At 71.7% G+C, this 23,045-nt stretch carries 24 protein-coding genes, 2 tRNA genes and 2 pseudogenes; 15 read left to right on the top strand and 13 right to left on the bottom strand.

All coding sequences use genetic code 11. The features are described 5' to 3' along the window. Window positions 1-197: pseudogene (locus AC069X_RS08435) on the top strand (hypothetical protein); the annotation flags it as partial. Window positions 198-402: 205 nt separating this feature from the next. Further along, window positions 403-475, top strand: a tRNA-Lys gene (locus AC069X_RS08430). Window positions 476-741: 266 nt separating this feature from the next. Here the strand turns inward: AC069X_RS08430 and AC069X_RS08425 are convergent. Together AC069X_RS08425 and AC069X_RS08420 are read right to left on the bottom strand one after the other, a co-directional pair. Beyond that, window positions 742-1,857 (bottom strand): annotated as a pseudogene (locus AC069X_RS08425) (site-specific integrase); the annotation flags it as partial. Then, a complete protein-coding gene (locus tag AC069X_RS08420) occupies window positions 1,854-2,561 on the bottom strand; it encodes a helix-turn-helix domain-containing protein (RefSeq protein WP_478726437.1) in 708 nt (235 codons plus the stop codon). The pseudogene AC069X_RS08425 and the gene AC069X_RS08420, both read right to left, overlap by 4 nt. 86 nt (window positions 2,562-2,647) lie before the next feature. On the opposite strand from AC069X_RS08420, the gene AC069X_RS08415 reads away from it, so the two are divergent. The 9 genes from AC069X_RS08415 (at window position 2,648) to AC069X_RS08375 (ending at window position 7,956) form a co-directional block, all read left to right on the top strand. Next, on the top strand, window positions 2,648-2,881 hold the full coding sequence (locus AC069X_RS08415) for a helix-turn-helix domain-containing protein (RefSeq protein ID WP_478726435.1): 234 nt from the start codon (window positions 2,648-2,650) through the stop codon (window positions 2,879-2,881). A 122-nt stretch (window positions 2,882-3,003) separates the two neighbouring features. Continuing rightward, window positions 3,004-3,192 (top strand): hypothetical protein, encoded by a 189-nt coding sequence (locus AC069X_RS08410; RefSeq protein WP_478726433.1) that lies wholly within the window; start codon window positions 3,004-3,006, stop codon window positions 3,190-3,192. Window positions 3,193-3,394: 202 nt separating this feature from the next. Next, window positions 3,395-4,276 (top strand): bifunctional DNA primase/polymerase, encoded by an 882-nt coding sequence (locus AC069X_RS08405; RefSeq protein ID WP_478726431.1) that lies wholly within the window; start codon window positions 3,395-3,397, stop codon window positions 4,274-4,276. Further along, entirely contained in the window at window positions 4,273-5,397 is a 1,125-nt protein-coding gene (locus AC069X_RS08400) for an AAA family ATPase (RefSeq protein WP_478726429.1), read from the top strand. The genes AC069X_RS08405 and AC069X_RS08400 overlap by 4 nt, the downstream gene beginning before the upstream one ends. Before the next feature lie 284 nt (window positions 5,398-5,681). Then, window positions 5,682-6,230, top strand: coding sequence for a helix-turn-helix domain-containing protein (locus tag AC069X_RS08395; protein ID WP_478726427.1), 549 nt, complete (start codon window positions 5,682-5,684; stop codon window positions 6,228-6,230). Further along, window positions 6,230-6,511 (top strand): hypothetical protein, encoded by a 282-nt coding sequence (locus AC069X_RS08390; protein ID WP_478726425.1) that lies wholly within the window; start codon window positions 6,230-6,232, stop codon window positions 6,509-6,511. The genes AC069X_RS08395 and AC069X_RS08390 overlap by 1 nt, the downstream gene beginning before the upstream one ends. After that, window positions 6,492-6,992, top strand: a complete 501-nt coding sequence (locus AC069X_RS08385) for a helix-turn-helix domain-containing protein (protein WP_478726423.1) — start codon at window positions 6,492-6,494, stop codon at window positions 6,990-6,992. The genes AC069X_RS08390 and AC069X_RS08385 overlap by 20 nt, the downstream gene beginning before the upstream one ends. Beyond that, the gene (locus tag AC069X_RS08380; RefSeq protein WP_478726422.1) at window positions 6,989-7,690 is read left to right on the top strand and encodes a hypothetical protein; all 702 of its coding nucleotides are present in this window, start codon (window positions 6,989-6,991) and stop codon (window positions 7,688-7,690) included. Before AC069X_RS08385 ends, AC069X_RS08380 begins: the two co-directional genes overlap by 4 nt. Then, complete coding sequence (locus tag AC069X_RS08375; protein ID WP_478726420.1) at window positions 7,687-7,956, top strand: hypothetical protein; 270 nt, start codon at window positions 7,687-7,689, stop codon at window positions 7,954-7,956. The genes AC069X_RS08380 and AC069X_RS08375 overlap by 4 nt, the downstream gene beginning before the upstream one ends. 74 nt (window positions 7,957-8,030) lie before the next feature. Here AC069X_RS08375 and AC069X_RS08370 read toward each other — a convergent pair whose 3' ends face one another. The 5 genes from AC069X_RS08370 to AC069X_RS08350 form a co-directional block, all read right to left on the bottom strand. After that, entirely contained in the window at window positions 8,031-8,885 is an 855-nt protein-coding gene (locus tag AC069X_RS08370; RefSeq protein WP_478726418.1) for a hypothetical protein, read from the bottom strand. Continuing rightward, window positions 8,866-9,759, bottom strand: coding sequence for an aldo/keto reductase (locus AC069X_RS08365; RefSeq protein ID WP_478726416.1), 894 nt, complete (start codon window positions 9,757-9,759; stop codon window positions 8,866-8,868). Before AC069X_RS08365 ends, AC069X_RS08370 begins: the two co-directional genes overlap by 20 nt. Further along, window positions 9,756-10,940, bottom strand: coding sequence for a cupin domain-containing protein (locus tag AC069X_RS08360; protein WP_478726415.1), 1,185 nt, complete (start codon window positions 10,938-10,940; stop codon window positions 9,756-9,758). Before AC069X_RS08360 ends, AC069X_RS08365 begins: the two co-directional genes overlap by 4 nt. A gap of 19 nt (window positions 10,941-10,959) precedes the next feature. After that, window positions 10,960-11,091, bottom strand: a complete 132-nt coding sequence (locus AC069X_RS08355) for a hypothetical protein (RefSeq protein WP_478726414.1) — start codon at window positions 11,089-11,091, stop codon at window positions 10,960-10,962. Between the two features lie 221 nt (window positions 11,092-11,312). Next, a complete protein-coding gene (locus AC069X_RS08350; RefSeq protein ID WP_478726412.1) occupies window positions 11,313-11,540 on the bottom strand; it encodes a hypothetical protein in 228 nt (75 codons plus the stop codon). A 235-nt stretch (window positions 11,541-11,775) separates the two neighbouring features. Here AC069X_RS08350 and AC069X_RS08345 point away from each other — a divergent pair, with 235 nt between their 5' ends. Then, on the top strand, window positions 11,776-13,059 hold the full coding sequence (locus AC069X_RS08345) for a helix-turn-helix domain-containing protein (RefSeq protein WP_478726410.1): 1,284 nt from the start codon (window positions 11,776-11,778) through the stop codon (window positions 13,057-13,059). Here AC069X_RS08345 and cutA read toward each other — a convergent pair. Both cutA and AC069X_RS08335 read right to left on the bottom strand, forming a co-directional pair. Beyond that, on the bottom strand, window positions 13,056-13,373 hold the full coding sequence (gene cutA / locus AC069X_RS08340) for a divalent-cation tolerance protein CutA (protein ID WP_478726409.1): 318 nt from the start codon (window positions 13,371-13,373) through the stop codon (window positions 13,056-13,058). The two genes, AC069X_RS08345 and cutA, sit on opposite strands and share 4 nt — an antisense overlap. Before the next feature lie 93 nt (window positions 13,374-13,466). Next, a complete protein-coding gene (locus AC069X_RS08335) occupies window positions 13,467-14,234 on the bottom strand; it encodes a hypothetical protein (RefSeq protein WP_478726407.1) in 768 nt (255 codons plus the stop codon). Window positions 14,235-14,793: 559 nt separating this feature from the next. On the opposite strand from AC069X_RS08335, the gene AC069X_RS08330 reads away from it, so the two are divergent. The 3 genes from AC069X_RS08330 to AC069X_RS08320 all read left to right on the top strand — a co-directional run bounded on the left by AC069X_RS08330 (window position 14,794) and on the right by AC069X_RS08320 (window position 17,715). Continuing rightward, window positions 14,794-14,867, top strand: a tRNA-Met gene (locus AC069X_RS08330). A gap of 88 nt (window positions 14,868-14,955) precedes the next feature. After that, entirely contained in the window at window positions 14,956-16,245 is a 1,290-nt protein-coding gene (locus AC069X_RS08325; protein WP_478726405.1) for a PP2C family protein-serine/threonine phosphatase, read from the top strand. Between the two features lie 402 nt (window positions 16,246-16,647). Further along, window positions 16,648-17,715: a M23 family metallopeptidase gene (locus AC069X_RS08320; RefSeq protein WP_478726403.1), complete on the top strand. Its 1,068-nt coding sequence runs from the start codon at window positions 16,648-16,650 to the stop codon at window positions 17,713-17,715. A gap of 20 nt (window positions 17,716-17,735) precedes the next feature. On the opposite strand, the gene AC069X_RS08315 is transcribed toward AC069X_RS08320, so the two are convergent. From AC069X_RS08315 to AC069X_RS08300, 4 genes are all read right to left on the bottom strand, one after another. Further along, window positions 17,736-18,965: a PrsW family intramembrane metalloprotease gene (locus AC069X_RS08315; protein ID WP_478726998.1), complete on the bottom strand. Its 1,230-nt coding sequence runs from the start codon at window positions 18,963-18,965 to the stop codon at window positions 17,736-17,738. Window positions 18,966-19,060: 95 nt separating this feature from the next. After that, window positions 19,061-19,891, bottom strand: a complete 831-nt coding sequence (gene trmB, locus AC069X_RS08310) for a tRNA (guanosine(46)-N7)-methyltransferase TrmB (RefSeq protein ID WP_478726996.1) — start codon at window positions 19,889-19,891, stop codon at window positions 19,061-19,063. A gap of 242 nt (window positions 19,892-20,133) precedes the next feature. After that, on the bottom strand, window positions 20,134-21,360 hold the full coding sequence (gene lhgO / locus AC069X_RS08305; protein ID WP_478726401.1) for an L-2-hydroxyglutarate oxidase: 1,227 nt from the start codon (window positions 21,358-21,360) through the stop codon (window positions 20,134-20,136). A 19-nt stretch (window positions 21,361-21,379) separates the two neighbouring features. Then, window positions 21,380-22,987, bottom strand: a complete 1,608-nt coding sequence (locus AC069X_RS08300; protein WP_478726399.1) for a sporulation protein — start codon at window positions 22,985-22,987, stop codon at window positions 21,380-21,382. Window positions 22,988-23,045 lie beyond the last annotated feature (58 nt).

The following is a 23,045-nucleotide window of genomic DNA, read 5'->3' as shown; positions in this document are numbered from 1 at the left end:
GCGACGACCGTGGTGGCTTCAACCGTGACGACCGCGGTGGCGACCGTGGTGGCTTCCGCCGCGACGACCGTCCCTCCGGCGGGTTCCGCTCCGGCGGCGCCGGCGAGCGCCCCTACGGCCGTCGTGACGACAACCGCCCGTCCGGCTCCGGCTTCGGCCGCCGCGACGACAAGCCGCGCTGGAAGCGCAACGGCTGACGCCTGAGCGCCACCTGACGAAGGATCGGCCAAGAACCGGCCAAGGCTCGGCCCCCACAGCACTCCGGTGCGGTGGGGGCCGAGCCCATTTCCGGCCGTTTCGCCCCACCCGCACCGGATGGCGGGAAACCGCCGGGGCCACACCCGGCGATACCCGATCGGCCAGCAGCCCCTCTCCGGCTATGCTCTGGGGTGAGCACGTGGAGGGCCATTAGCTCAATTGGCAGAGCAGCGGACTTTTAATCCGTTGGTTGTCGGTTCGAGTCCGACATGGCCTACTAGCCCTCATGGGCTCGGAACCCTCGTTGACCTGCGTCAACGGGGGTTCCGGCGTTTCCGGGGTCTGCTCGGCCGGTGAATCCGTAGGCGGGGTGGTCACCATGTGGTCACGCTCGTCGTCGGCCGGTGCCTGCGGCGCGGTGCGGCGGGCGCGCGGTACGAGGGCCGACGCGCGGTCCGCCGCATCGCGTCCGACGCCACCGAGCAGATGCGAGTACGTGTCTGACGTGATGGTGATGGTCGAGTGCCCGAGCCGCTTCGACACGATCGCCATGTCTATGCCGGCGGCGAGCATGAGGGACGCCTGACCGTGGCGCAGGTCGTGAAGCCGGATACGGCGCAGGCCGGCCTCCTCGACCAGGGCGCCGAACAACTTAGTGACATCGTCGGGCCGCAGGGGCTTGCCGTCCTCACGGGCGAACACGAGACCGTGGTCGGCGTAAGCCTCGCCCCACGTCCCACGCTCCGCGTCTTGCCGCAGCTTGTGAGCGATGAGTGCGCCGACCGTAACCTCGTCAAGGTCGATGACGCGGTCCTCGCCGGAGGCTGTCTTGGGCTTGCCGAATGACATGCCGAGGTGTCCGGCCTCGCAGTACGGGCAGGCTGCGGGCTCCTGTTTGTTCTTCTTCCGTCCGGACTCCTGGACGATCTGCTGCCGCACCACGATGACGCGGCTGGCGAGGTCGATGTCGTCCCAGCGGAGACCCACGGCCTCACCGCGGCGCAGGCCGGTACCGGCGACGACCTCGAACATGGCGCCGAGGCGGTGCGTACCGATCGAGTCGAGGAACTGGCCCAGCTCGGCGGGTTCCCACGGCTTTACGTTGGGCCGCTGCGAGGCCGGCAGGTCGACGTCCTTGGCCGCGTTGAACGTGATCATGCGGCGGCGTACGGCCGTTGAAAGAGCGCTGCGCAGCGTCGCGTGAATCCGGCGAACTGTGGCGGCCTTCCGCTTCCCGTTGTCGAGGGCGGCGAGTAGCTGGTCGACGTGCGACGGCCGCAGGTCCCGTAGGCGCAGGCGGCCGAGGTGCGGTACGAGGTACTCGTCTATGTGGCTTCGGTATGCGCGGATCGTCGAGGGTCGCAGGCCGGCCCGCCGCTTCAACTCCATCCACGCTTCGAGCCATGCGGCGACGGTCTGTCCGTCGTCGTGGGTGTAGCTGCCTTCGTTGACGCGGCCGAGCAGCTTGGCGAGGGCCTTCTCGGCGTCGTCCGCGGTGCGGAAACCGCCCTTGCGGGCCTGCTTGCGCTTGCCGTCCGGGCCGAAACCGACGTCGGCGACGTAGTACCAGGCCCCGTGGTCCTTGCGGCAGTTCCGCCGGTTGCCCTTGGCGTCATAGGCGGCCGGGCACTTGCACCGCTTGTAGGTCGAACCCTTCACCCTGCCTCCTCTTCTCCGTCGGGCCCGTTCTGAGCGTCCGGAGACGTCTTGCGGGAAAGCTGAGCGTCGTACCGGACAAGTTCATCCAGCTCACTGGGGAGAGCCGGAGGGGTCATCCCTATGCGGCGGATCTTGGCGCGAATCTCCAAGACGTACCCTTCCGCTTCGTCCGCTTGATTCTCAGCGGCCTGCGCCAGTTCGAGCATGGCCGAGCGGAGGTCGGCGTTTTGCTCCCTATCTAGCCTCGCCGCCCGTTCGAGATGCGCACGGGCTTTCCCGCGCCGGCCCGCAAGCTCCCCGACCATCTCTTCGTGCTCGTCGAAGAGTGCGATCCCGACGATGGCTTCCTGAGTGTCGGGTTCGAGGAGGGCGAGCCAGCCGGTGCCTCCCCATTGCCGGGCGGCCCTGTAGGTGTCCTGCTCGACGTGGGGGAGGGCTTCAACTCTCTCCTCGTAGCCGACCGGGAAGACCACGGAGGTAGGCGGGACCCGTAGGGCCTCTGCGATGACGAGTAGCTCAGCCACGGACAGGGTTGGCCGTCGGCCACTTTCAAAGTTCGCCAGGACTGACCTGGCGATCGGCATCCCAATCTCCGAGCAACGGTCTGAGAGCTGCTGTGCGCTCATCCCCCGCATATGCCGGTACCGCTTGACCTCGCCAGCCATACGGCGACCAAGCCGGACCGACCAGTCGTCTTGTGTCATACGAGCACGGTAGCGGCATTCATTGACACCGTCCAGCACTGACACCTACTGTGCTTCATGAGCATCAACCCCTTTGGAGTAGACACGTGAAGACACAGCAAGGAATGTCCGCTGCTGATCTGCTCGCCCTGCCTGCCGCCGTGGACCTCGTCACGGCTGGTCGCGCGCTCGGCCTGAGCAGGACCACGACTTATGACCTCGCCAAGCGCGGTCAGTTCCCGGTCGAACTGCTGCGCCTTGGTGCCCAGTACCGCGCCCGTCGCGCCGATCTGCTCACTCTGCTGGGCATTGAGCAGCCGACCCTCGCGCCGACCACATAGGAGCGGCGGTCAGCAGGGTTGCCGCCCTGCCGACCGCCTGCACCACTCCCAGACACAGCGAAGCCCGGGCCGCCTCCACAGCGAAAATCCCGGGCCACGCCTCACAGGAAGGGCGTAAGCCCATGATTGCACGCACCGCCATATCACGTACCGCAAAGGCGCTCGACGCCTACGACCTCGCCATCGAGCAGGGCAACCGAGGCGGCGTGGAGAGCGCCGCCGCCGAGGCCGGCCTGTGGTGGACCATCGCCGAGGCGCAGGGCGCTACCACGGCCGACGTTCGCGCCTACCGCGCCGGCCGTGCCCGATGACACTCTCCACCGCGCCCAGGTGGCGCGCCGCCCTCCGTACCCCGCCCCTGCTGTGCGGGCACCGTGATCCGATGCTGTGCGGCACCGCGCCGAGCGGGCCCTCGACATACGGCCTCGACGACCAGCAGCTCGCCGCCGAGCGCGGTCGCTGCCTCGCCGCAGGTTGGGCCACGTGGGAAGTCGCTGAAAGGCTGATGCCCGCGTGACCGAGTCCCGCACCACGCCCGCGCGGCGAGCAGTCGAGCATGTCCTCGACCTCGCCGCGCGCGGCATGCACGTTTTTCCGCTCCGGCCCAACGACAAGCGGCCCGCCGTCGACCGATGGGAGCAGCGCGCCACCCTTGACCCGGACCGCATCCGCCGATGCTGGGAAGCCGGCCCGTACGGCGTCGGTATCGCCTGCGGCCCCTCTGCCCTGGTCGTCGTCGACCTCGACACGGCCAAAGGCGATCCGTCGCCGGCCGAAGGCATCACCAGCGGCGAGGACGTGCTCGCCCTGCTCTACGAACACCACGGTGACCGCTTCCCGTTCGGCACCACGCCGACCGTCCGCACCACGTCGGGTGGCACGCACCTGTACTACCGCGCCCCCGAAGATCGCGAGGTGCGTAACTCCGCATCCCGCGTCGGGTGGAAGGTCGACGTACGGGCCGCCGGGGGTTACGTCGTCGCGCCGCCCTCGACCGCAGCCGGGCAGCCGTACACGTGGCTGACTGGCCCCGCCAAAGCTGACCCCCTGCCGCTCCCCGGGTGGCTCACCGAGCGCGCCATCCCGAAGCCCATCGCCCTGCCGCGCCCCGCCATGCCCGCTGTCTTCCGCAACGCCACCGGCTACACCGCAGCCGCCCTCCGCGGTGAACTCGAAACCGTCCTCGCCTCCCAACCCGGTACCCGAAACGACACCCTGCACCGAGCCGCGTTCAATCTCGGCACTCTCGCCGGAGCCGGCCGCCTCGACACCCGACTCGCCATCGAGGCCCTGCTCGCCGCCGGCCAGTCCATCGGCCTTACGCCGGGCGAGGTACAGGCCACCGTCACTTCCGGCATGCGCGCCGGCACCAGCAATCCCCGGAGCAGCGCATGACCGCCCCCGCCGACCTCGATATCGAGGCCATACTCGCCAAGGTCGCACCCCCCGACGAGGCGGACCAGGGCGCGGCCGGACGTACCTCCGAAGAGCACTTCGAGCTGCGGGTCGAGGGACTGCTCGGCGAACTCCTCGACACCGACGCCCTCGACCACATCGCTCCCTTGGAGCCCGTGGTCGACGGCCTGCTCTACCGCGACAGCCTCGCCCGGCTCTACGGCCCGTCCGGCACATTCAAATCGTTCCTCACGCTCGACTTTGCTGCCTGCGTCGCATCCGGCTTGCCCTGGCACGGGCAGGACACCCAGCGCGGGCCCGTCCTTTACCTCGTCGCCGAGGGAATCCGCGGTATCCGTAAACGCGTCCGCGCGTGGGAGCAGCACCACGGCCGCCGGATGACAGGTGTCAAGTTCCTGCCCCGACCCGTGCAGGCCCTTGACCCCGAGTGGGCCGTACTGGTCGAGGTGTGTAGGCGGCTTGAGCCCGCCCTCGTCGTGGTCGACACGCAGGCCCGCGTGACCGTAGGCGTCGAAGAGAACAGCAACACAGAGATGGGCCGGTTCGTGGACCAGATGGAACGCCTACGGGCCGCCTGCGGAGCCTGCCTGCTCCTAGTCCACCACACCGGCCACGACACCGAACGCAGCCGCGGAGCCACCGCCGTAAAGGGCGCCCTACAGACCGAACTCGGCGTCACGCGCAAGGACACCGACACGGGCCCCGTCATCACACTCAGGACCGGGAAGCAGAAGGACGACGAGGAGTTGCATGATCTAGCGTTCGGCATCCATCAGGTCATCCTCGACGGCGAGGCCAAGGAAGACGGCACGCCGGTTACGTCCGTCGTCCTGGTCAAGCTGGACGCGGCTGGAGAGTCGCAGGCGCGCACCAGCTATCAGGGCCGCGTCGAGGAAATCGCCGACGCCCTCGACCGCGCCGGGGTGCCCACCAAGGCCGGCCGCGACCGCCTGCGGACCGAATGTACCCGCCTCGGAATCCAGGCCCGGAACGACGTGCTCGGCGACGTAGCCAAGCACCGCAAGAACCGAACAAGCGCCCCCAACGGCCCGTCCCCGAGCACCCTCGAAGACCTGCCGGGAACGGGACAGGGTGAATAGGACAAACCGCCTGTCCCCAGGAATGGGGACGGAAGAAACAGCAGGTCAAACCTGTCCCGGACAGTTCGGGGACAGCAGGGGGCAGGGCACCACCCGCGGACCTGTCCCCCTGTCCCCCCTCTTTAGAGGGGGGACAGGGGACGGACGGAAGCCCCCGCCCCCGCACGCCGCCTCACCGCGGGCCCCAGATCGTCGACAACGACGCACGGGGCCCGCCCCCATACCCACCCCATGTCGCCCCGCAACGTTCCCTGTCTCGCGCACACGCGCGGAGGAAGGCCCCGATGAACACTCCGCCCCGCGACCGCGACCGGTCGCTCGCGACGCGCGCACGCACACCCGCGCGTCAGGCAACGCCGATCCCCGCGACCGCGACCGGCACCGTGACCGGTCGCGAACAGGCCCAGCTCGCCGCCACCCTTGGCACGCTCCTGCACGCCGCGCGGACCGCCCGCGGATGGTCCGCACGACACCTCGCCGCCCGCGTCGGCGCCACGGCCTCTACCGTGACCCGGCTGGAGCGCGGCGAGCGACGCCCCTCCCTCCCGATGCTCCGCGCCCTGGCCGCCGAGTTGTCCGAGAGCACCGCCGAGGCAGCCGGCCTCTTGACGCGCCTCACTGCCGCAGCCGGCCCCTCGCTTGTCCAGGGCACCCCCGGCACCGCACGGCGCCGCGCCCGCCGCATCCTGCGGGCCCGCCAGGCCGCCGCCCGCACAGCGTTCCAGCAGCAGCGCGCCCGCGAGCAATCCGAGCGCCCAACCCGCATCACCCGCCGCGCGCGGCGCCGCATCGCTCAGCACTCCACAGCCCTTGACCCGCGAAAGGCCACCTGATGAGCAACCGCGCCGATCTCCTCGCATGGCTGCGAGTTCAACAGCAGGTGCAACGAGGCGCTGATATCCGCGCCGGCCGTAAGGCACCCCGCACGATGCGGGAAATCGAGCAGTACCTCGAACACCGCGAGACGTTCGAGCAGCGGCACGCCCGCGAGGCCGAGGAGCATCGCCAGCGACGCGCCGACAAGCGGGCCCGTGCCGCCATGTGGCGGGCCCAGCGATCCGCACAGGTGGCAAGCGCGCGCGAGGGGGCCGCCGATGAGCAGCCCCAGCAGTGACCACCTCGTGAGCACCCCCCTTGTGACCAGCAGCGATGCGCCCTCCACCGGATATCAAATCCGTAGGAAGTACGGGCGCGAGCAGTCTCTCGCCCTCGCTCTGGCTGACGGGTCGGTCATCATTCCGTCAGCCGTGGCAGGCGACGTACTGCGCGCCCTTGTACGTGACCTGACCGCCCGCGTCCGCGCCGACGGCGGGGAAGTCGGCCCCGGCGTACGGAACCTGCTCTACGCGCTCCACAAGGCCACACAGCTCACCGAAATCGAACGCAGTTCCGATATCGGTACCGCGCCGCCGTCCCCTGCCACGGTGGTCGAGGTATCAGTCGACGAGGCCGCAGCACTGCTCGAATGCACGCCCGAGTACGTGCGTCGCCTCGCGCGCCGCGGCACCCTCCCCGCCCGTCGCCTCGGCGCCCGAGCCTGGGCAATCGACCGGACCGCCCTTGACCACTACCGCCACCGAGCAGGAGCAGGATGAACCACAGCACCACCGAGCAGCCGACCGACGAGGTTGCCATCGCTGAGCAGGAAGCGGCTGAGGCCGAGCAGCTCCTCGACGTCCTCGAAGAAGCCGTGCGCGACGGCAACCCCGAGGTCACCCCGCAGCAGCTTGCCGAGCAGCGGGAACTTGGCCGATTCGCCCGACTGCGCGCCGAGGCGGCCCGCCGAAAGGCCGACCGCGCCGCAGCCGACGCCGCCGAGCGCCGGCGCACCGCACTCCGCGACCAGGCCCTCGCCATGACCAACCCGGGCGGACCACTCAACACAAACGCACTCGCTGCCTCCTACCTCATGGCCCGCGATAGCGTTCGAGCGTTCATCACCGCGTCTGAGAAGTACAACGCCGCCATAGCCGAGGCCACCCGCCTGCTCGCCGCTGCTGACATACCCGACAGCCGCGACCCCGGCGAGCAGCACCCCAAGCCCGGGACCATGGGCTACTGGGGAACGACGACCCTCCAGTTCGCAGACGGGTCGGCGATCTCCGCCACCGGAACCGGCCTGCGCCTCGCCGTCCTTCTGGACGACCTCGACACCGAAGCACGTGAGATCCCCACTGGGGACTTTCACCCGGCATTCGTCCAGACGCCGATCCGTGAGCAGGCAGCCCGCGCGCGCCACGAGCAGCCGCAACTGCACATCCTTGCCGCCACGCCGAGCGGGGGCACGAAGTGAACAACCGCGTGCACATCACAGACGACAACCACGACCAGGTCGAGGCCGCCGTGAGCCCCCGCCTTTCCGAGCCCGCAGGCTATGTCTCGCCGGCCTATTGGCGGTGGGCCGAGCAGGTCGAGCGCGATGCGCGTCCGCTAGCCGAGACGTTCGTCGTGCCGACCACCTCAGCCGAACTGAACGCCATGACCTACGCCGACCGGGCTCGCGTCTACACGGAAGACCGCACGCTCTACGACCGTCTCATGGGCCACACAGCCGCATAGGGCGCGTCAGAGCCCCGTTACCCATGAACACGGATAACGGGGCTCTGACGTCGTGTTCAGGGCTCTGGTGGCGCTCAGGACGACGCGACCTCTGCCGCGTCGGGAGGGCGAACCCCGGTGAGTTCCTGGGCCCGCTGCCGCAGTAGCGGAGCAAGCTCCACGTACCACCCTCGACCGACCGCCTGGAGCATCTCGGCGAGGGCGATCTGTTCGCCGACCCGGCCGGCGGGGGTATCGAGAACGTGAGCGAACTCGGTACGGACGCGGTCGGCGACAGCGGGCACGCGGAGGCTGTTCACGTAGAGCATTGCCGGGTCGTAGCCGACGGGAACGGCGCCCCACCGCTCCCAGTCCAGAATGACGAGCGGGTCGTGGGTGAGGTTGGCCCACTGGAGATCGGCGTGGCCGGTGACCCGCTCAGTGATGGCCGGCGCAGCGATGCCCAGAAACTCGGGGAACACCCGGTCGGCCCAGGACTGTCGGATGGTCTCGCGGGGCGGTTCAGCGGTGCTGAGCGCGTCCAGGCTGTCCCGCAGTGTTACCCACCAGGAGTCAGGCAGGCCCGGATCCGCAGCGAGGTCGGGGGTTTCCGGGGAGATGACGGGCTGGGCGACGTAGTCGATCAGCTCCGCCTCGAAGACGTACTCCCCGCCTTCCCAGCGGTACAGGTCGTGGAGGTGGGGACGGGACACTTTGTCCGACACCCGTTCCTCAGCCAGCGCGATTCCCTCGTTACGGGTGACGGGGGTCTTGGCGGCTTCACCGCAGTGGACACGAACCCAATGGCCGCTCCCGGTACGGCTGCCGATCGTCCGGCCCAGCCATCCCCACGCCGGCGTTCCGGTCGTCGTGGTGGACAGCCGGGCAGCGGCATGGGCCAAGGCGTTCTCCATGCGTGCCCTGGTGGTCTCATCCTTGGGCAAGTACATCGGTGACCTTCCTGAGGTGGCCGGGGTCGAGCTGGTCGGTGATGGCGCTCTTGGCCGCGGCCCAGTGTGGCGCGGTGCCGGCCGACAGCAGTACCACGTCCAAGCTCGGGCAGGAGGCCGCGGCGAGGAGGCAGGCAGCGGCCGGGGAGGCACCGGGGCGGACGAACTCGGCGAGTTCCGGCGTGACGAGGCGGGGCAGCTCGCCGCCATGCAGCGGCGAGGATCCGAAGGTGATCAGTCCAGCCGCACGGGCCAGGACCAGAGGGCCCCGGCCGTCGAGGGCAAGAGTGATCGGCCGGGCCATGACGAGACTGACCGGCTGTTGAAGGGCCCGCAGGTGATGTTCACCCGATCCGGCGGCCTCCGTGGCCAGCCCTAGAAGTTCAGACATGCTGAAGTGGTCGTGCATGAAGCCCGACCAGGTGGCCACGCCGTACCCGCCGATCCTGCCCGCCGCCGCGAACTTCTCCAGGACGACGAACACCTCACGCAACGCCGAATGCAGCTCAGCAGGTGCCATCTGGGCGCGCTCCGGATTGTGGACGAACACGAGGTCGACCCGCCCGAGCGCGGCTAGGGAGCGCTCCGTCTGCCAGCGGACGAAGGCAGGGGCGAGGCTGTGGCCGGCCTCCACTTGGCCCGGGGCGAGTACCCCCGCTCGGAGTGCTGTTGCGCCCTCCGCCGCGGTGAAGAACCCCGTCTTCGTGGCGACCATTGCTTGCGGGTGGTCGGCGATCACGGGGCCGAGCACCTGATGCGCGTCGGCATAGTTCGGGGCGGTGTCGATCCACACCAGCCCATCGGCGCACGCGGTGCGCGCCGACTGTTCGACGGCGCGCACCCGATACGTCCCCAGTCCCAGGGAAGCGGTCACGTGGAGCCCCCGACGACCGCGACGGCCTGACCGTTGACCAGCGCGGTGACGACTTCGGCCGTCTGTCCGAGCGTGAGATCGGATTCGGCGGCCAGGTCCGCGAGGGTGACCGGCCTTCCACCCACCAGGAGGCGGAGCGCTGGGGCGACGGCGAGGGCGAAAGTCCACTCGCTCCCGGCGCCGGCGAGCGTCACCACCTGGTCGTCCTGGTCGATGCGAGCGCGAGGGACGGTGAGCTGCACCGTAATCCCCGGCTCTGCCGGAACGGCGGCCACGTACGGCAGGGACAGCCGCGGGCGCCCGGGGTGCGTGGTGTCCAACGACCTCTCCCAGCGATCCAGGATCCCCGGGTCGTCCAGTGCCGCTATGACCTCCTTCCGTACGGCGTCCAGGTAGTCCCTGCGGTCCTCCGGAGTGCCGAAGCGGGGGACGTCGGCGCGGACGTTCGTGCTTACGCGAAGGTCGTCGCACAGCCAGCCCAGGAACTCGGCACCGGTCTGCGTGGCGAGTCCGAAGGTGAGGTGGAGAGATGCGGTGCCCTGGTCGGCGCTCACGGCGTGCCACCAGCCGCGTGGCAGATAGAGCACGTCACCGGGTGTCAGGACGACGTCCGCAAGCGGGTCACCCGTCGGCGCCTCGGGCGCTTCCACGTCGCGCCAGGCGGGAGCCTCGCGAGTGGCCCCATAGATCTTCCACCGCTTGGACCCTTCGAGCTGGAGCACCACGACATCGTGGTCGTCCCAGTGGGTGCCGAACCCTTCCTCGGCAGTCCATGAGGCGTACGCGTTGACCTGCACGGGGGTGCGGAAGAACCGTTCGAGGCCGGCGGCGGCTTCCCGGACGGGCGGGTGGATCTGGTCGATCGCGTCGATGACGAGGGATGCGCCTTCCGCGAGCCGGGCGTGGAACTCGGCAGGCTGCGGCTGATGCCAGGACACACCGCGCCGGTTCGTGCGGAGGGTGGAGTACGCCGTGGCGGGGACGGCTTCGCCGGCGCGGGAGAGCCGCATCCGAGGAGGTTCGAGCCGGTGCGCGGCCACGATCTCGTTGAGGTCATCCCAGGTCAGGGGCGCCGGGGCTGTAGTGCCGTTGGAGCGGATCACTTTGTGGGCGCGGAAACAGGTCTGGGCGAGGAACGTGTCCCCGCCCAGACGCTGCGCCCACGATGCGGAATCAATCACCGTGGGTCTCCTCGGTCGATCAGGTGTCGTTCATGTCCGACTTGCCGCCCGTGTTGTCCGAGGCTTCCTCGGCACGCGAGCGGGCCGCGGTGATGCGGCGGACACCGATCAGCAGACCGCTGTTCAGCTCCGTGGGAGCGTTCTCGTTCATCGCGCACTCCTTCCTGATCTTGATGAATCCCGACGGGGTTCCGACGGGAGGACTGCGGTGGTGCATCCGCCCCGGGACGTGCTCAGAAAGCGCGAGGCGGAAATCTGCGGGTCAGCTCCGCGGGGTCCCGGCCACGGCCAGAGTGACCACCAGGGCGCTGACGGCGACGACGTACAACAGGACTGCGAGTTGCTGGCGCCAGCCCCACGGGGCGCGCTCGGTCAGACGCGTTCCAGACTGGATGGGTCCTCGACCACCCACTCCACCCCACCGCCCTCCGGCCGGGCGAAGATCGCGTTCTGCACGACCACGCGAGTTCTCGGGTCCTCGAACTCGCCGATGAACTGCACGATGCCGGTGCGGCCGCTCAGCGGGTCGTGGATGCGGGCGCCTTCACTAACCCAGCCGGGAACGGCCTGACGCTGACGAACGCGGCTCTGAGGGGACATTGCACCTCTCCTCGGTCTCGGTCGGGCACTGCATTCCGGGGGAGCAGCGGGCCGCAGGGGTGACGTGGGGACGGCCCTCCGGCCCGCTGCGAGGGGGAGGCCGCCTCTCTGGGCGGCTGTGACCAGTCAACTGCCGTAAGCGTTTGGACGGATGGGCCAGGCGGCATGGCCATTCCGGGGACATGGCCAGGATTTATGGCCAGGCTGGGATCCGGGCTCTGGGGACGGCTGAGGGATGGCGATGATGACCTCGAACGAGGGCGACGGTGTGGAGCCGATTGGGCCGCTGCTGCGGCGCCTGCGGATCGCTGGCGGGCGCACACAGGAGGAATTGGCGGGAGACCTCTCCGCCCGGCGGGGGTACCCGCTGGAGCAGGGGACGGTGTCGCGTTGGGAGACCCACGAGCGGCTTCCCGACCCGGCTTCGCGGGCGCTGCTGTCTGCGGAGTTCGGCGTGCCGGAAGAGGAGTTGCGCAGGGCCGTCGCTCTCGCGCGGCGTCTCCGCCGGCAAGAGCAGAAAGACCAGACTGACCAGGAGAACGACGTGTTCAACCGCCGTGGATTCATGACGGCCTCGGCCGGCGCCGGGATTGCCGTCATACAGCCCTCTTCCCTGCTTGCGTCGGGACGGAGGATCGGGGCGGACGTTCCACGGCAGTTGAGCCAGCGCACCGCCCGGCTGCGGCGCCTGGACGACTTCGTGGGCGGCGGAGACACCTATCAGATGTACGTCCGGGAGCTGGAAGACACCACCCGGCTGGCCGACGAGGGGGCCTACAGCGAGGCCACCGGTCGGGGCCTGCGCGGAATCATCGCGGAACAGGCCCAGCTCGCCGGCTGGGCGGCGTATGACGCCGGGAACTACGAGGGGGCCCGAGGGCACTACATGACCGCCTTAGCCGCGTCACGGGCCGCCGAGGACACCGCCCTGGAAGGCAACTCGCTGGCGTTCCTGGCGTACCTGGAATGGGCGGTGGGCGGTGGCTCCGGGATCAGATTCGCCACGGCCGCGTACGAGGCACTCGGCTCGGGGACGGCGCCCGTGGTACGGGCACTGCTGGCGGACCGGCTGGCGTGGCAGCACGCGACCTCTGGGAACGCCCAGGAGGCGGACTACGCCTTGGGGGTCGCGGAGGAGGCCATCCACGAGCGCGGCGGCGAACCGGGTCCCGACTGGGCCTACTGGGTAGACCCGGACGAGATCGCGATCATGACGGGCCGATGCTGGGCAGAGCTACACCGGCCGCTGCGGGCGATCCCAGCCTTGGAGGACGCCTTGGCCCGCTACGACGACACTCGGGCCCGGGACAAGGCGCTCTACCTGTCGTGGCTGGCGTCGGCATACCTGGACGCGGGAGAGGTCGAGCACGCGACCGCGATCACGGCCCGGGTGTTCGACCTCTCCGAAGGGCTCGCGTCGATCAGACCGATGGGGCGTGCCCGCCTGATGGCCAAGCGACTGGAGCCCCACCGGTCCCTCGCCCCCGTCGGCGCGCTCCTGGAGCGCGCGAAGGGCTAGCGGGTGGCCCGAGTGATCCAGTCCAGATACTCGGCGCGGCCGGCATCAATCGTGACCGCGATGACCTCCGGCGAGTCGTAAGGGTGGTTGTCCACGAGGTGCTTCTCCAAGGCCGCGCGTCGGTCGCCGGCCGTACGGAACGTCACCTGATATTCGGTGCCCTCGGAGACCTCGCCGAGGTGTCGGTACGTAGTCTCGATGGGGCCGGATACCTGCCCGGAAGCGGCTAGGTTCGCCTCCACCGCCGAGCGCGAGAGCTTCCGCGCGGCATCCTGATTGTCCACGGTCGTGATTACGATCAAGAAGTCAGCCATGGGGGCAACGTACCTCGCCCCTTTTCTTGGCATCGCCCGTTCCCCACGATGGGGACTCTGGGAGGTCGGAGCGGCGGAGTCCGCCGCGAGATCTCAGGTGGCCTGGAGTGCCGGGCCGCGGGCCTCGTCGAGGCGGGCGAACACCTTCTTGGCGTACGAGGTGCTGCGGGTAGCAAGGCGTGCTGCCTCGGCCGGCGGGGTGCCCTTTGACCAGCACGATTCGAGGACGACGCGGGCGGCGTCGGTGGACAGCCGTTCGGGCTGTTCGGTGGTCACCTCGTCGTCAGTGTCGGCGGGGGGTATCTCAAGGGGGTACACCTTGCCGTCACCACAGATGACCAGCGGTGATGCTTGCGGCGCGGTGCCGATGCGGACGGTGCCGAACGACTGCTCGGCGGTCACCTGGGCGGGCGGTGGGCCAGTCACCTCGGCCGGGTGCCTGGCCGGCCCTACCGCGGATCGCGGGGAGATCGGTGCCGCCTCGGCGAGTGGCCGCGCGGCGGGCTTCTCGACGGGGGCCTCCACGTAGTCGGCGAGTCTGTGCACGCGCCACAGGACGAGCGGAGCGATGACGGAGACTCCGACGACCAGCGGCCACGCTACGGGCAGCAGGCCGGCGGATACGAGGTGCGCGGCGGCGTTCGTGGCGATCATCGCGGCCACGGCAGTAGCCACGTCACGTCGTGCGCGCAGTGCCCGTACGGCGTAGATGTCGAGGGCGGCGGGCAGGGCGGCGGCGGTCCACTTGTCGAGCCCTGCGGCGCGGGCGAGGGCGTACTCGGCGGATGCGGTGACGACCAGGGCGGCGGCGAGCGCGGCCCATGCGAGGTAGTCACGGGGTGGGCGGGTACGGTCGTGCACGGGTCTGGGCTCCTTGTACCGGAAGGGGTTCGGCTCAAGGCGCCGCCGGGTGTTGCGAGCACTGGGCGGCGCCGTCGTCGTGTCGGGGGCGCGGTGGTCACGTGGTCACGGCTGTGGTCACGGACGCGCTGTAGAGGCCCGACAGGGGCCGATACGCGGTGGTGGAGCCCTGGCCCGCTGACCTGCACGGGAGCCGCGATTCGTCATCGGGCATCATCCGGCGGCAGGTCTGAATTCGAACTTTTAATCCGTTGGTTGTCGGTTCGAGTCCGACATGGCCTACCGCTCGCAGGACGGGGGAAGCTCCCCCCGGACCCGCGCCGAGCGCCCCGTCCGACTTCTTCGGGCGGGGCGCTCCGCCGTTTCCGGGCCGACCGGTGGCCAGATCCCGCCCCCGGACCGGGCCGCCACGCCGGACGGCCGGGTCCGGGCCGCCGTCCCGGAAGCCGGATGAAACGGTTATGAGGCCTCTGACCTGCGGAAATGCTGTTCTGTGGGGGCGTGGGCGGGTTAATTGGCCGACGGCGTCCCCCGGATGACGTAGAGTTGGGTTCACCGACGCGGGGTGGAGCAGCTCGGTAGCTCGCTGGGCTCATAACCCAGAGGTCGCAGGTTCAAATCCTGTCCCCGCTACTCAGTACGAGGCCCGGTTCCCTGGTGGAACCGGGCCTTCGTCGTGTCCGGGGCCGGACGTGCGCTGCCCCGTCACCCCGGCACCCCGATGCCCTTCCACCTCCTGGCCTCTTCACCCCTTCGGCCCGGCCCGGTCGCCGTACGGGGCCGCCTGCCGCCAGCCTTGAGGGGCGGAGCACGCGACCGGGCGGCAGGAGACAGCGTGGTGGGGCTGGGCCGGCAGGGTAAGGACGGCGGCGCGGGCGTCGCCGCGGACGGGGCCGCCCGGCGGGTGGCGCGGATCCTGCCGGTGCTGCTGATCCTGCTGGGGCTGGTCTTCGACCTCCTGACTCCGCCGAGCTTCACGGGTTCCCCCTTCTTCACCGCGGCCCCGCTCATCGCGGCCCCCCTCTTCAGCCTCCGGGCGACCGCGCTGACCGGCCTCGCCGCGTCGCTGGTGGTCGTGGGCCTGCACGTCCACAACGGCACCAGCTGGAAAGTGGAGGCGCTGACCGAGCTGGTGACGGTGCTGACCGTCTCCGGGCTGGCGCTGCTGATCAACCGGGTCGTGCGGCGCAGCGGCGAGCGGCTCGCCTCGGCGCGCGGGATCGCCGAGGCCGCGCAGCGGGCCGTGCTGCCGACCCCGGCCGAGCGGATCGCGGGGCTGCACGTCTCCGCCCGGTACGAGGCCGCGCAGGCCGACGCCTTCATCGGCGGGGACCTGTACGCCGTCCAGGACACCCCGTACGGCGTGCGGCTCGCGGTGGGCGACGTGCGCGGGAAGGGCCTGGGGGCCGTGGAGGCCGTCGCGGTGGTCCTGGGGGCCTTCCGGGAGGCGGCGGAGACCGAACCGACCCTGGAGGGGGTCGCGCGGCGTCTGGAGCGCGCCCTGGCCCGGGAGGGGACGCGGCGGGGCAGCCTGGACGCGGTGGAGGGGTTCACCACGTGCGTGCTCGGGGAGGTTCCGCCCGGCGCCGAGCGGCTGCGGCTGCTCAACCGGGGCCACCCCGAGCCGCTGCTGCTGTACGCGGACGGGGGCCTGGCGGTGCTCGCCCCGGTCGAGCCGGCGCTGCCACTGGGCCTGGGCGGACTGGCGTCCGAGGGGACGGGCCGGCCGGCGGAGTGGCCGTTCCCCGCGGGCAGCACGCTGCTGCTTTACACCGACGGGCTGACCGAGGCGCGGGACCGGACGGGGACCTTCTACGATCCGGCGGCCCGGCTGCGCGGCCGGGTCTTCCCGGGGCCGGACGCGCTGCTCGGGGCGCTCAGCAGCGATGTGCGGCGGCACACGGGCGGCGGGGCGACGGACGACATGGCGCTGCTCGCGGTGGGGCGGGCGGAGGAGGGGCAGCCGGAGCGGCGGCGGACGGTGCCGGTGGTGAGCCGCGACGACCGGTGAGCCCGCGACGACTTGTGGGCCCGTGGGCGCGTGGGCGCGTGGGCGCGTGAGCCCTTGGGCCCGTGAGCCCGTGACGACCCGCGAGCCCGTGATCCCCCGCGCCGGCGCGTGACCGTGCGTAGTGGGCGGAGCGCACTCTGCGAGATGTTTGACGGTGCGTCATCCGGCCGGTGTGGCTGAAGTGATGAGGGTGAGGGGGGCGAATTGCCTGGATTGCTGCCCTATATGGCGAATGCCAGGGCCAAAGCTCGCCAGAGGGTGGCGGATTGGTGGTAATGATCAGTCGCTTCGGCTTGGAATCATTCCCCTGCGTAGATTACCTTTCGATAACGCAGCGCGGTCGTCCCAGCCGTCGCCACGACGGCACCCGTGTGCGTTCTCGCCCATGAGGAGTGTGCCCCCGTGGCCTCCAACTCGCCTGCCCCTGAAGGCATCGACGTCCAGGAGGCGCCCACCGCCGGAGCCTGGGGCGAGTGGAACCCGACGGAGGACTCCGCCCGTCCGGTCCGCGGCAAGCACCGCGTCCTCAAGGCGCGTGGCGGACTCGCCCGCAGCTCGACGGTCCTCGGTGTCGGCGTGATCGCGGCCGTCGGCGCGGGCGGCATCGCCACCGCGCAGGACCGGCCGCAGGTCTCCATATCCATGCCCGACCTGCTGGGCGGCGGCGGTGAGTCCGCCTCCGGCGGCGACGCCGTACGGACCGCCGCCGCGGCCGACTCCGGCACCGGAACCGCGGAGGCCCGTACCGCCGAGGTGCCGCAGCAGGGCGACGCGGGTGAGGCGCTCCTCAACCGCATCCTCCTCCAGGCCGAGTCGCAGCAGGACTCCACCGAGGCGCAGGCCCGGGCGGAAGCCGAGCGGACGGCGCGCGAAGCCGCCGCCCAGGAGGCGCGGACCCAGAAGGAAGCGGCCGACAAGGAGGCCGAGACGGCCCGGGTCGCCGCCGAGCAGGCCGCCGCGGAGAAGGCGGCCGCCGACAAGGCCGCCGCCGAGCAGGCCGCGACCAAGGCCGCGACGGGCTCCGGGACGGGCGCCGGCACCGGCTCCGGTTCGGGCTCGGGGGGCCAGTCGACGGGCAGCTGGTCGCTCCCGACCTCCTCCTACACCCTCACCTCGCACTACGGCGCCGCCGGCTCCATGTGGTCCTCCGGCTACCACACCGGCCTCGACTTCGCCGCCCCGACCGGTACCCCCGTCAAGGCCGTCGGCAGCGGCAAGGTCATCTCCGCCGGCTGGTCGGGGGCCTACGGCTACCGCATCGTGCTCAAGCTCGACGACGGCACCGAGGTCTGGTACTGCCACCTCTCCTCGATGTCCGTGACCTCCGGGTCGGTGGGCGCCGGCGAGACCATCGGCCGGGTCGGCGCGACCGGCAACGTCACTGGGGCGCACCTCCACCTCGAAGTCCGCAAGGGCGGCTCGACCGTCGACCCGCTGGCCTGGCTGGGCTCCAAGGGCCTCGACGTCTGAACCCGCCCGGAAGGGACGGCTCAGGTCGGGGAGGCCGACAGCTCCGGGGTCCTGGCCGCCGGTACGAAGACCCGCGCGGGCGCCGGTGCGGCGGCCTGCGGGGTCCGGCGCGGCGCGGGGAGCAGTTCCTCCAGTACGGCCGCCCGGGCCAGTGCGGGCGCGGCCGTCGCCCGGCCGTGCCAGAGCCGGTGCAGCAACTCCCGCTCCCGCGCGGCGAACTCCGGGTCCCGGCCGGCCGGGCCGGACTGCCGGGCCTGGCGGCGCAGCAGGGCCAGGGCGGCGGCGTCCGCCGCGTACCGTGACACCGTGCGGGCGGCGGGGCGGCCCCCGCTGCGGCGGGCCAGGGCGCGGGCCAGTGACCGGGCCGGCATCGAAGCCAGGGCCGGCACCTCCGCCGGACTGAGCCAGCCCGCGGCCGCGTACACCGACAGCTCGGCGGCGACGGCCCGCAGGCGGCGCTGCCGGATCCGCACGGCCAGCCACAGCAGCAGCCCGAACGCCGGGACCATCACGCAGCCGTAGACCACGTAGAACCCGTACTCACCGAAGTGTGAGGAGGCGTTCCACAGCGCGTGCGCCCCCATGGCGAGGGCCAGCCCCAGCAGGGGCAGACCGGTCCGGTGCGCGCGGCGGGCGGTGAGGGCGGCCGCGCCGAAGCCGAGGCCGGTCAGCACCGTGAACAGCGGGTGCGCGAACGGGGACAGCACCACCCGCACGAAGAACGTCGCCGCCGTCACGGAGTCCAGCACCCGGGTGCCGTTGGCCAGGTCCTCCTCGAAGGCGTTGCCCAGGTAGAGGATGTTCTCGGTGAAGGCGAAGCCGGTGGCGGTGAACCCGGCGAGCACGAACCCGTCGGCGGCGCCGGTGAACCGCCGTCTTCGGAAGACGAACACCAGCAGCAGCGCCGCCGCCTTCGCGGTCTCCTCCACCACCGGGGCGACCGCCACGGACCCGAGGCGGTCGGCGGCGGAAGGATCGGCGGAGGCCGCGGCCATCCACTCCGTCGCGAAGCTGTTGGCCAGTATCGCTATCAGCGCCGCGGTACAGGCCCCCCAGCCGAAGCAGAACAGCAGCTGCCGCCAGGGGCCCGGCGCGGCCCGGCCCACCCACCGGAAGGCCGCCATCAACGGCGGCACCGGCAGCAGGGCCAGGCCCACACCCACGAAGAAACCGGCCGTGCCGGTCTGCTCCCGCACGAGTTCGAGGATCACGACCCCGGTGGCGGTGAGCAGCGCGCCGAGCACGCACATGCGGGCCGAGCCCGATGGGCGTGCGAGCACACGGGAGAGCGCTCGGTACACATGATGACCCTACCGAGCGGGTCGGACACTCGGAGTGACGTTTGTCAGTTCTTGGAGTCAGGTTCGACTGCCGTCCCGGCCGCCCGCACGGCACGCCGGGCGAAGAGCAGGTCGTGGACCACGTGCCCCTTGTCCAGGCCCTGGCCCTCGAAGCGCGTGAGCGGCCGGAACTCGGGCCGGGGCGCGTAGCCGCCGTCGGCCTGGGTGTTCTCGAAGTCCGGGTGCGCGGTGAGGACTTCGAGCATCTGCTCGGCGTAGTCCTCCCAGTCCGTCGCACAGTGCAGCACGGCCCCGGGCGCCAGGCGGGTGGCGGCCAGGTCGAGGAACTCGGGCTGGATCAGGCGGCGCTTGTGGTGGCGGGCCTTGGGCCACGGGTCCGGGAAGTAGACGCGCATACCGGCGAGGGAGGCGGGCGGGAGCATCTCGCGGAGCAGGATGATCGCGTCGCCGTTCGCCACGCGGACGTTGCGGAGGCCGTTGCGCTCGGCGAGGGCGAGGAGGTTGCCCTGGCCGGGGGTGTGCACGTCGGCGGCGAGGATGCCGGTGGCGGGGTCGGCGGCGGCCATCTGGGCGGTCGCCTCGCCCATGCCGAAGCCGATCTCCAGGACGACGGGGAGGCCGTCGAACAGCTTCTCCAGATCGATGACCTCGCGGCCGTCGATGTCGAGGCCCCAGGTACCCCACAGTCGCTTCAGCGCCTCGCCCTGACCGGTGGTGACCCGGCTGCGACGCGGCTGGAAGCTGCGGATCCGGCGCTCGTGGTGCGACCCGGCGGGGTCGGGCGCGGGGCCGTCGGGGAAGCGCGGCTCGGTGCGCCACTTGGGCGGCGAGTAGGCCTCCGGCGGGGAGTCGGGGAGGCTGGGCTGGGGGTTCAGGGGCTCAGACACAATGCGCAGATTCTACGCCGCCGCCGCCCGGCCGGGCCGGGGGCGCGGTGCCCTGCCGGGCCGGCGGGTGGGGTGACGCCGTGCGGGTCCGGGGGAGGGTGCCTTGCCGGGTCCGGGGGCGGGGAGCAGCCCGCGCAGCGGCCGACCACCCGCACACGACCCACCGGGCCCGGCCCGGGCCCGCCGGACGGAGTCCGGGGGCGGCGGCGCGTCGAGAAGGCGGCGGCGCGTCAGAGAGGGGCGTTCCTCAGGTGGCGGAGGGCTCGGGTGGCGATTTCGCGGCCGATCGGCAGCGACGCGGTCGCCGCGGGCGACGGGGCGTTGAGGACGTGCACCGTCCGCGGTGCCTCGCGGATGAGGAAGTCGTCGACCAGCGTCCCGTCCCGCAGTACCGCCTGCGCCCGCACCCCCGCCGCCGCGGGGGTGAGGTCCGCCTCCGTCACCTCCGGCAGCAGACGGCGTACCGCCTCCGTGAAGGCCGCCTTCGACAGCGAGCGGTGGATCTCCCCGGCCCCGTACCGCCAGTGCCGCGCGGCCATCCGCCAGGATCCCGGCCAGGCCAGCTCGGTGGCGAGGTCCCGCGGCCGCACCGTGCCCCAGCCGTAGCCCTCGCGGGCCAGCGCGGGCACGGCGTTCGGCCCGACGTGGACGCCGCCGCCGATGCCCCTGGTGAGGTGGACGCCGAGGAAGGGGAACGCCGGGTCCGGCACCGGGTAGACCAGGCCCCGGACCAGCTCCGGGCGGGCCAGGTCGTGGTACTCACCCCGGAAGGGGATGATCCGCATGCCCGGGTCGTCGCCGGCCAGGCGGGCGACCCGGTCGCACTGGAGGCCCGCGCAGTTCACCAGGACCCGCGCGCGGAACACCCGGCCCGAGGTGGTGCGGACCGCCACCGCCGAGGGGCGGCGGGAGATCAGGCCGGCCCGCGCGCCGTACACGATCTCCGCGCCGGAGGACTCGGCGAGCTGCGCCGCGACCCGGCCGTAGTCCACGATCCCGGTGGTGCCCACGTGGATCGCGGCGAGGCCCCGCACGTGCGGCTCGTACTCCGTGATCTGGGCCGGCCCCAGCTCGCGCACCGGGATGCCGTTCTCCCTGCCGCGCTGGACGAGGGCGTGCAGGCGGGGCAGCTCGGAGCGGTCGGTGGCGACGATCAGCTTGCCCGTCACCTCGTGGGGGATGTCGTGCTCGGCGCAGAATTTGACCATCTCGGCGGCTCCGCGCACCGCGAAGCGGGCCTTGAGGGAGCCGGGGCGGTAGTAGATGCCGCTGTGGATCACCCCGCTGTTGCGGCCCGTCTGGTGCCGGGCCGGACCGGACTCCTTCTCCAGCACCGTCACCCGGGTGCCCGGAGCCAGCCGTGACAGGGCATGGGCGGTCGACAAGCCGACGATCCCGCCACCGATCACCAGCACGTCGCAGTCCACGCTGACACCTCCCACCCCTGCATACTGCACCCCGCCACCGACAACGGGGCTACGCGGGTGCCACCAGCAGCGGGCGGGCGCGCTCGCGGAGCTCCGCGACTCGCGGTTCGTCGCCGTACGGCTCCAGCCGGTGCAGCAGGTCCCGTACGTACTCGGTCGTCCGCGCCGAGGAGATCCGGCCCGCCACCTCCACGGCCCGGGTGCCGGCCGCGCAGGCCGCGTCGAGGTTGCCCGACTCCAGCTCGGCGACCGCGCTCACCACCAGCCGCAGCCCGTGCGACCGCACGTACTCCTCCGTGGGGCGGGACAGCGCCTGCTCGGTGAAGCGGCGGACCTGGCGGGGCAGTTTGAGGTCCCGGTAGCATTCCGCCGCATCCGCCGCGAAACGGTCGTACGAGTAGAAACCCAGCCAGGTCGGGTCGGGATCGCCCTCGCGGGAGCGCTCCAGCCAGCCCTCGGAGGCCCGCAGTGCCGCCCCGGCGGCCGCCGAATCGCCCGCCTTCGCGTGGGCCCGGGCCTCGACCAGGCGGAAGAAGCTCATCGTGCGGGCGGTGGCGAGGCCGCGGTTGCGTTCGACGGCGGCCTGGGCGAGGTCCACGCCCTCGTCGGGGAAGTCCCGGTACGTCGCCTGGAGCGACATCGAGGCCAGTACGTACCCGCCGAGCGGCACGTCCGCCGCCGCCCGGGCCAGCCGCAGCGCCTGGATGTAGTAGCGCTGCGCGGCCTCCTGCTGACCGGTGTCGAAGGCCATCCACCCGGCCAGCCGCGTCAGTTCGGCGGTCGCCCCGAAGAGCGCCCGGCCCACCTCGTCGGTGTAGGAGCCGAGCAGCAGCGGCGCCGCGTCCACCCGCAGGCACTCCGGCACCATCGACGAACGCCAGTCCCCGCCCCCGTACTTGGAGTCCCAGCGGCGGGCGTCCTCGGCGGCCTCGCGCAGCTTCGTCACGTCGCTGTGGCCCACCCGCTGCGGGGAGGCGTCCGGTACGGGCCGCACGGCGGCGGCAGCGGCGGCCGGCGGCGCGGTTTCGGGCCCGGACTGCGCGGGCACAACGCCCTGCGCGGGGCTTTCAGGCGTCCGCCGCGGCGGGGCGGCGGGGGCGGAAGCCCGTACGGGAGCCGGCGCGGGGCTCTCGGAGGCGGTGCCCGGATCACCGGCGGGGGCCGGTTCGCGGGCGGATGCCGGTTCGCGGGCCACCGAGCTGTCGGCCGGAGATATCAGCCACCGCGACGCGGGCGTCGCGTACGCCGACACCGAGAAGGAACCGGCGAGCGACTGCCAGATCCCGCCACCGCCCCGCCGCCCGGCGAGGTCCAGCCGGTAGAGGTCGGTCGCCGAGCGCACCGCCGCCCCGATGTCGCGCGGGAAGGCCAGCCCGACCTCCGGCGCGGGGTCCGCGTCCGCCAGCCCGATCTCGTGCAGCGGCACAGGCCGCCCCAGCTTCGCCCCGATGGCGGCGGCGATCAGGTGCGGGGCCGCGCCCTGCGGCACCATCCCCTTCGACACCCACCGCGCGACCGACGTCTTGTCGTACCGCAGCGTCAGGCCGCGCTGGGCGCCGAGGTCGTTGACCCGCCGGGCCAGCCCGGCGTTGCTGATGCCCGCGAGGGCGAGGACGGCGCCGAGCTTCTCATTGGGCTCGCGGAGCTCCCTGGACATGCGCCACCCCTCGTCACACGCGGAACGCAGACGCCGCCGGGGCATAGGCGCCCGGCAT

This window comes from Streptomyces sp. NPDC043896 (assembly GCF_056435605.1).
This window is presented reverse-complemented; position numbering and strand designations above follow the sequence as displayed.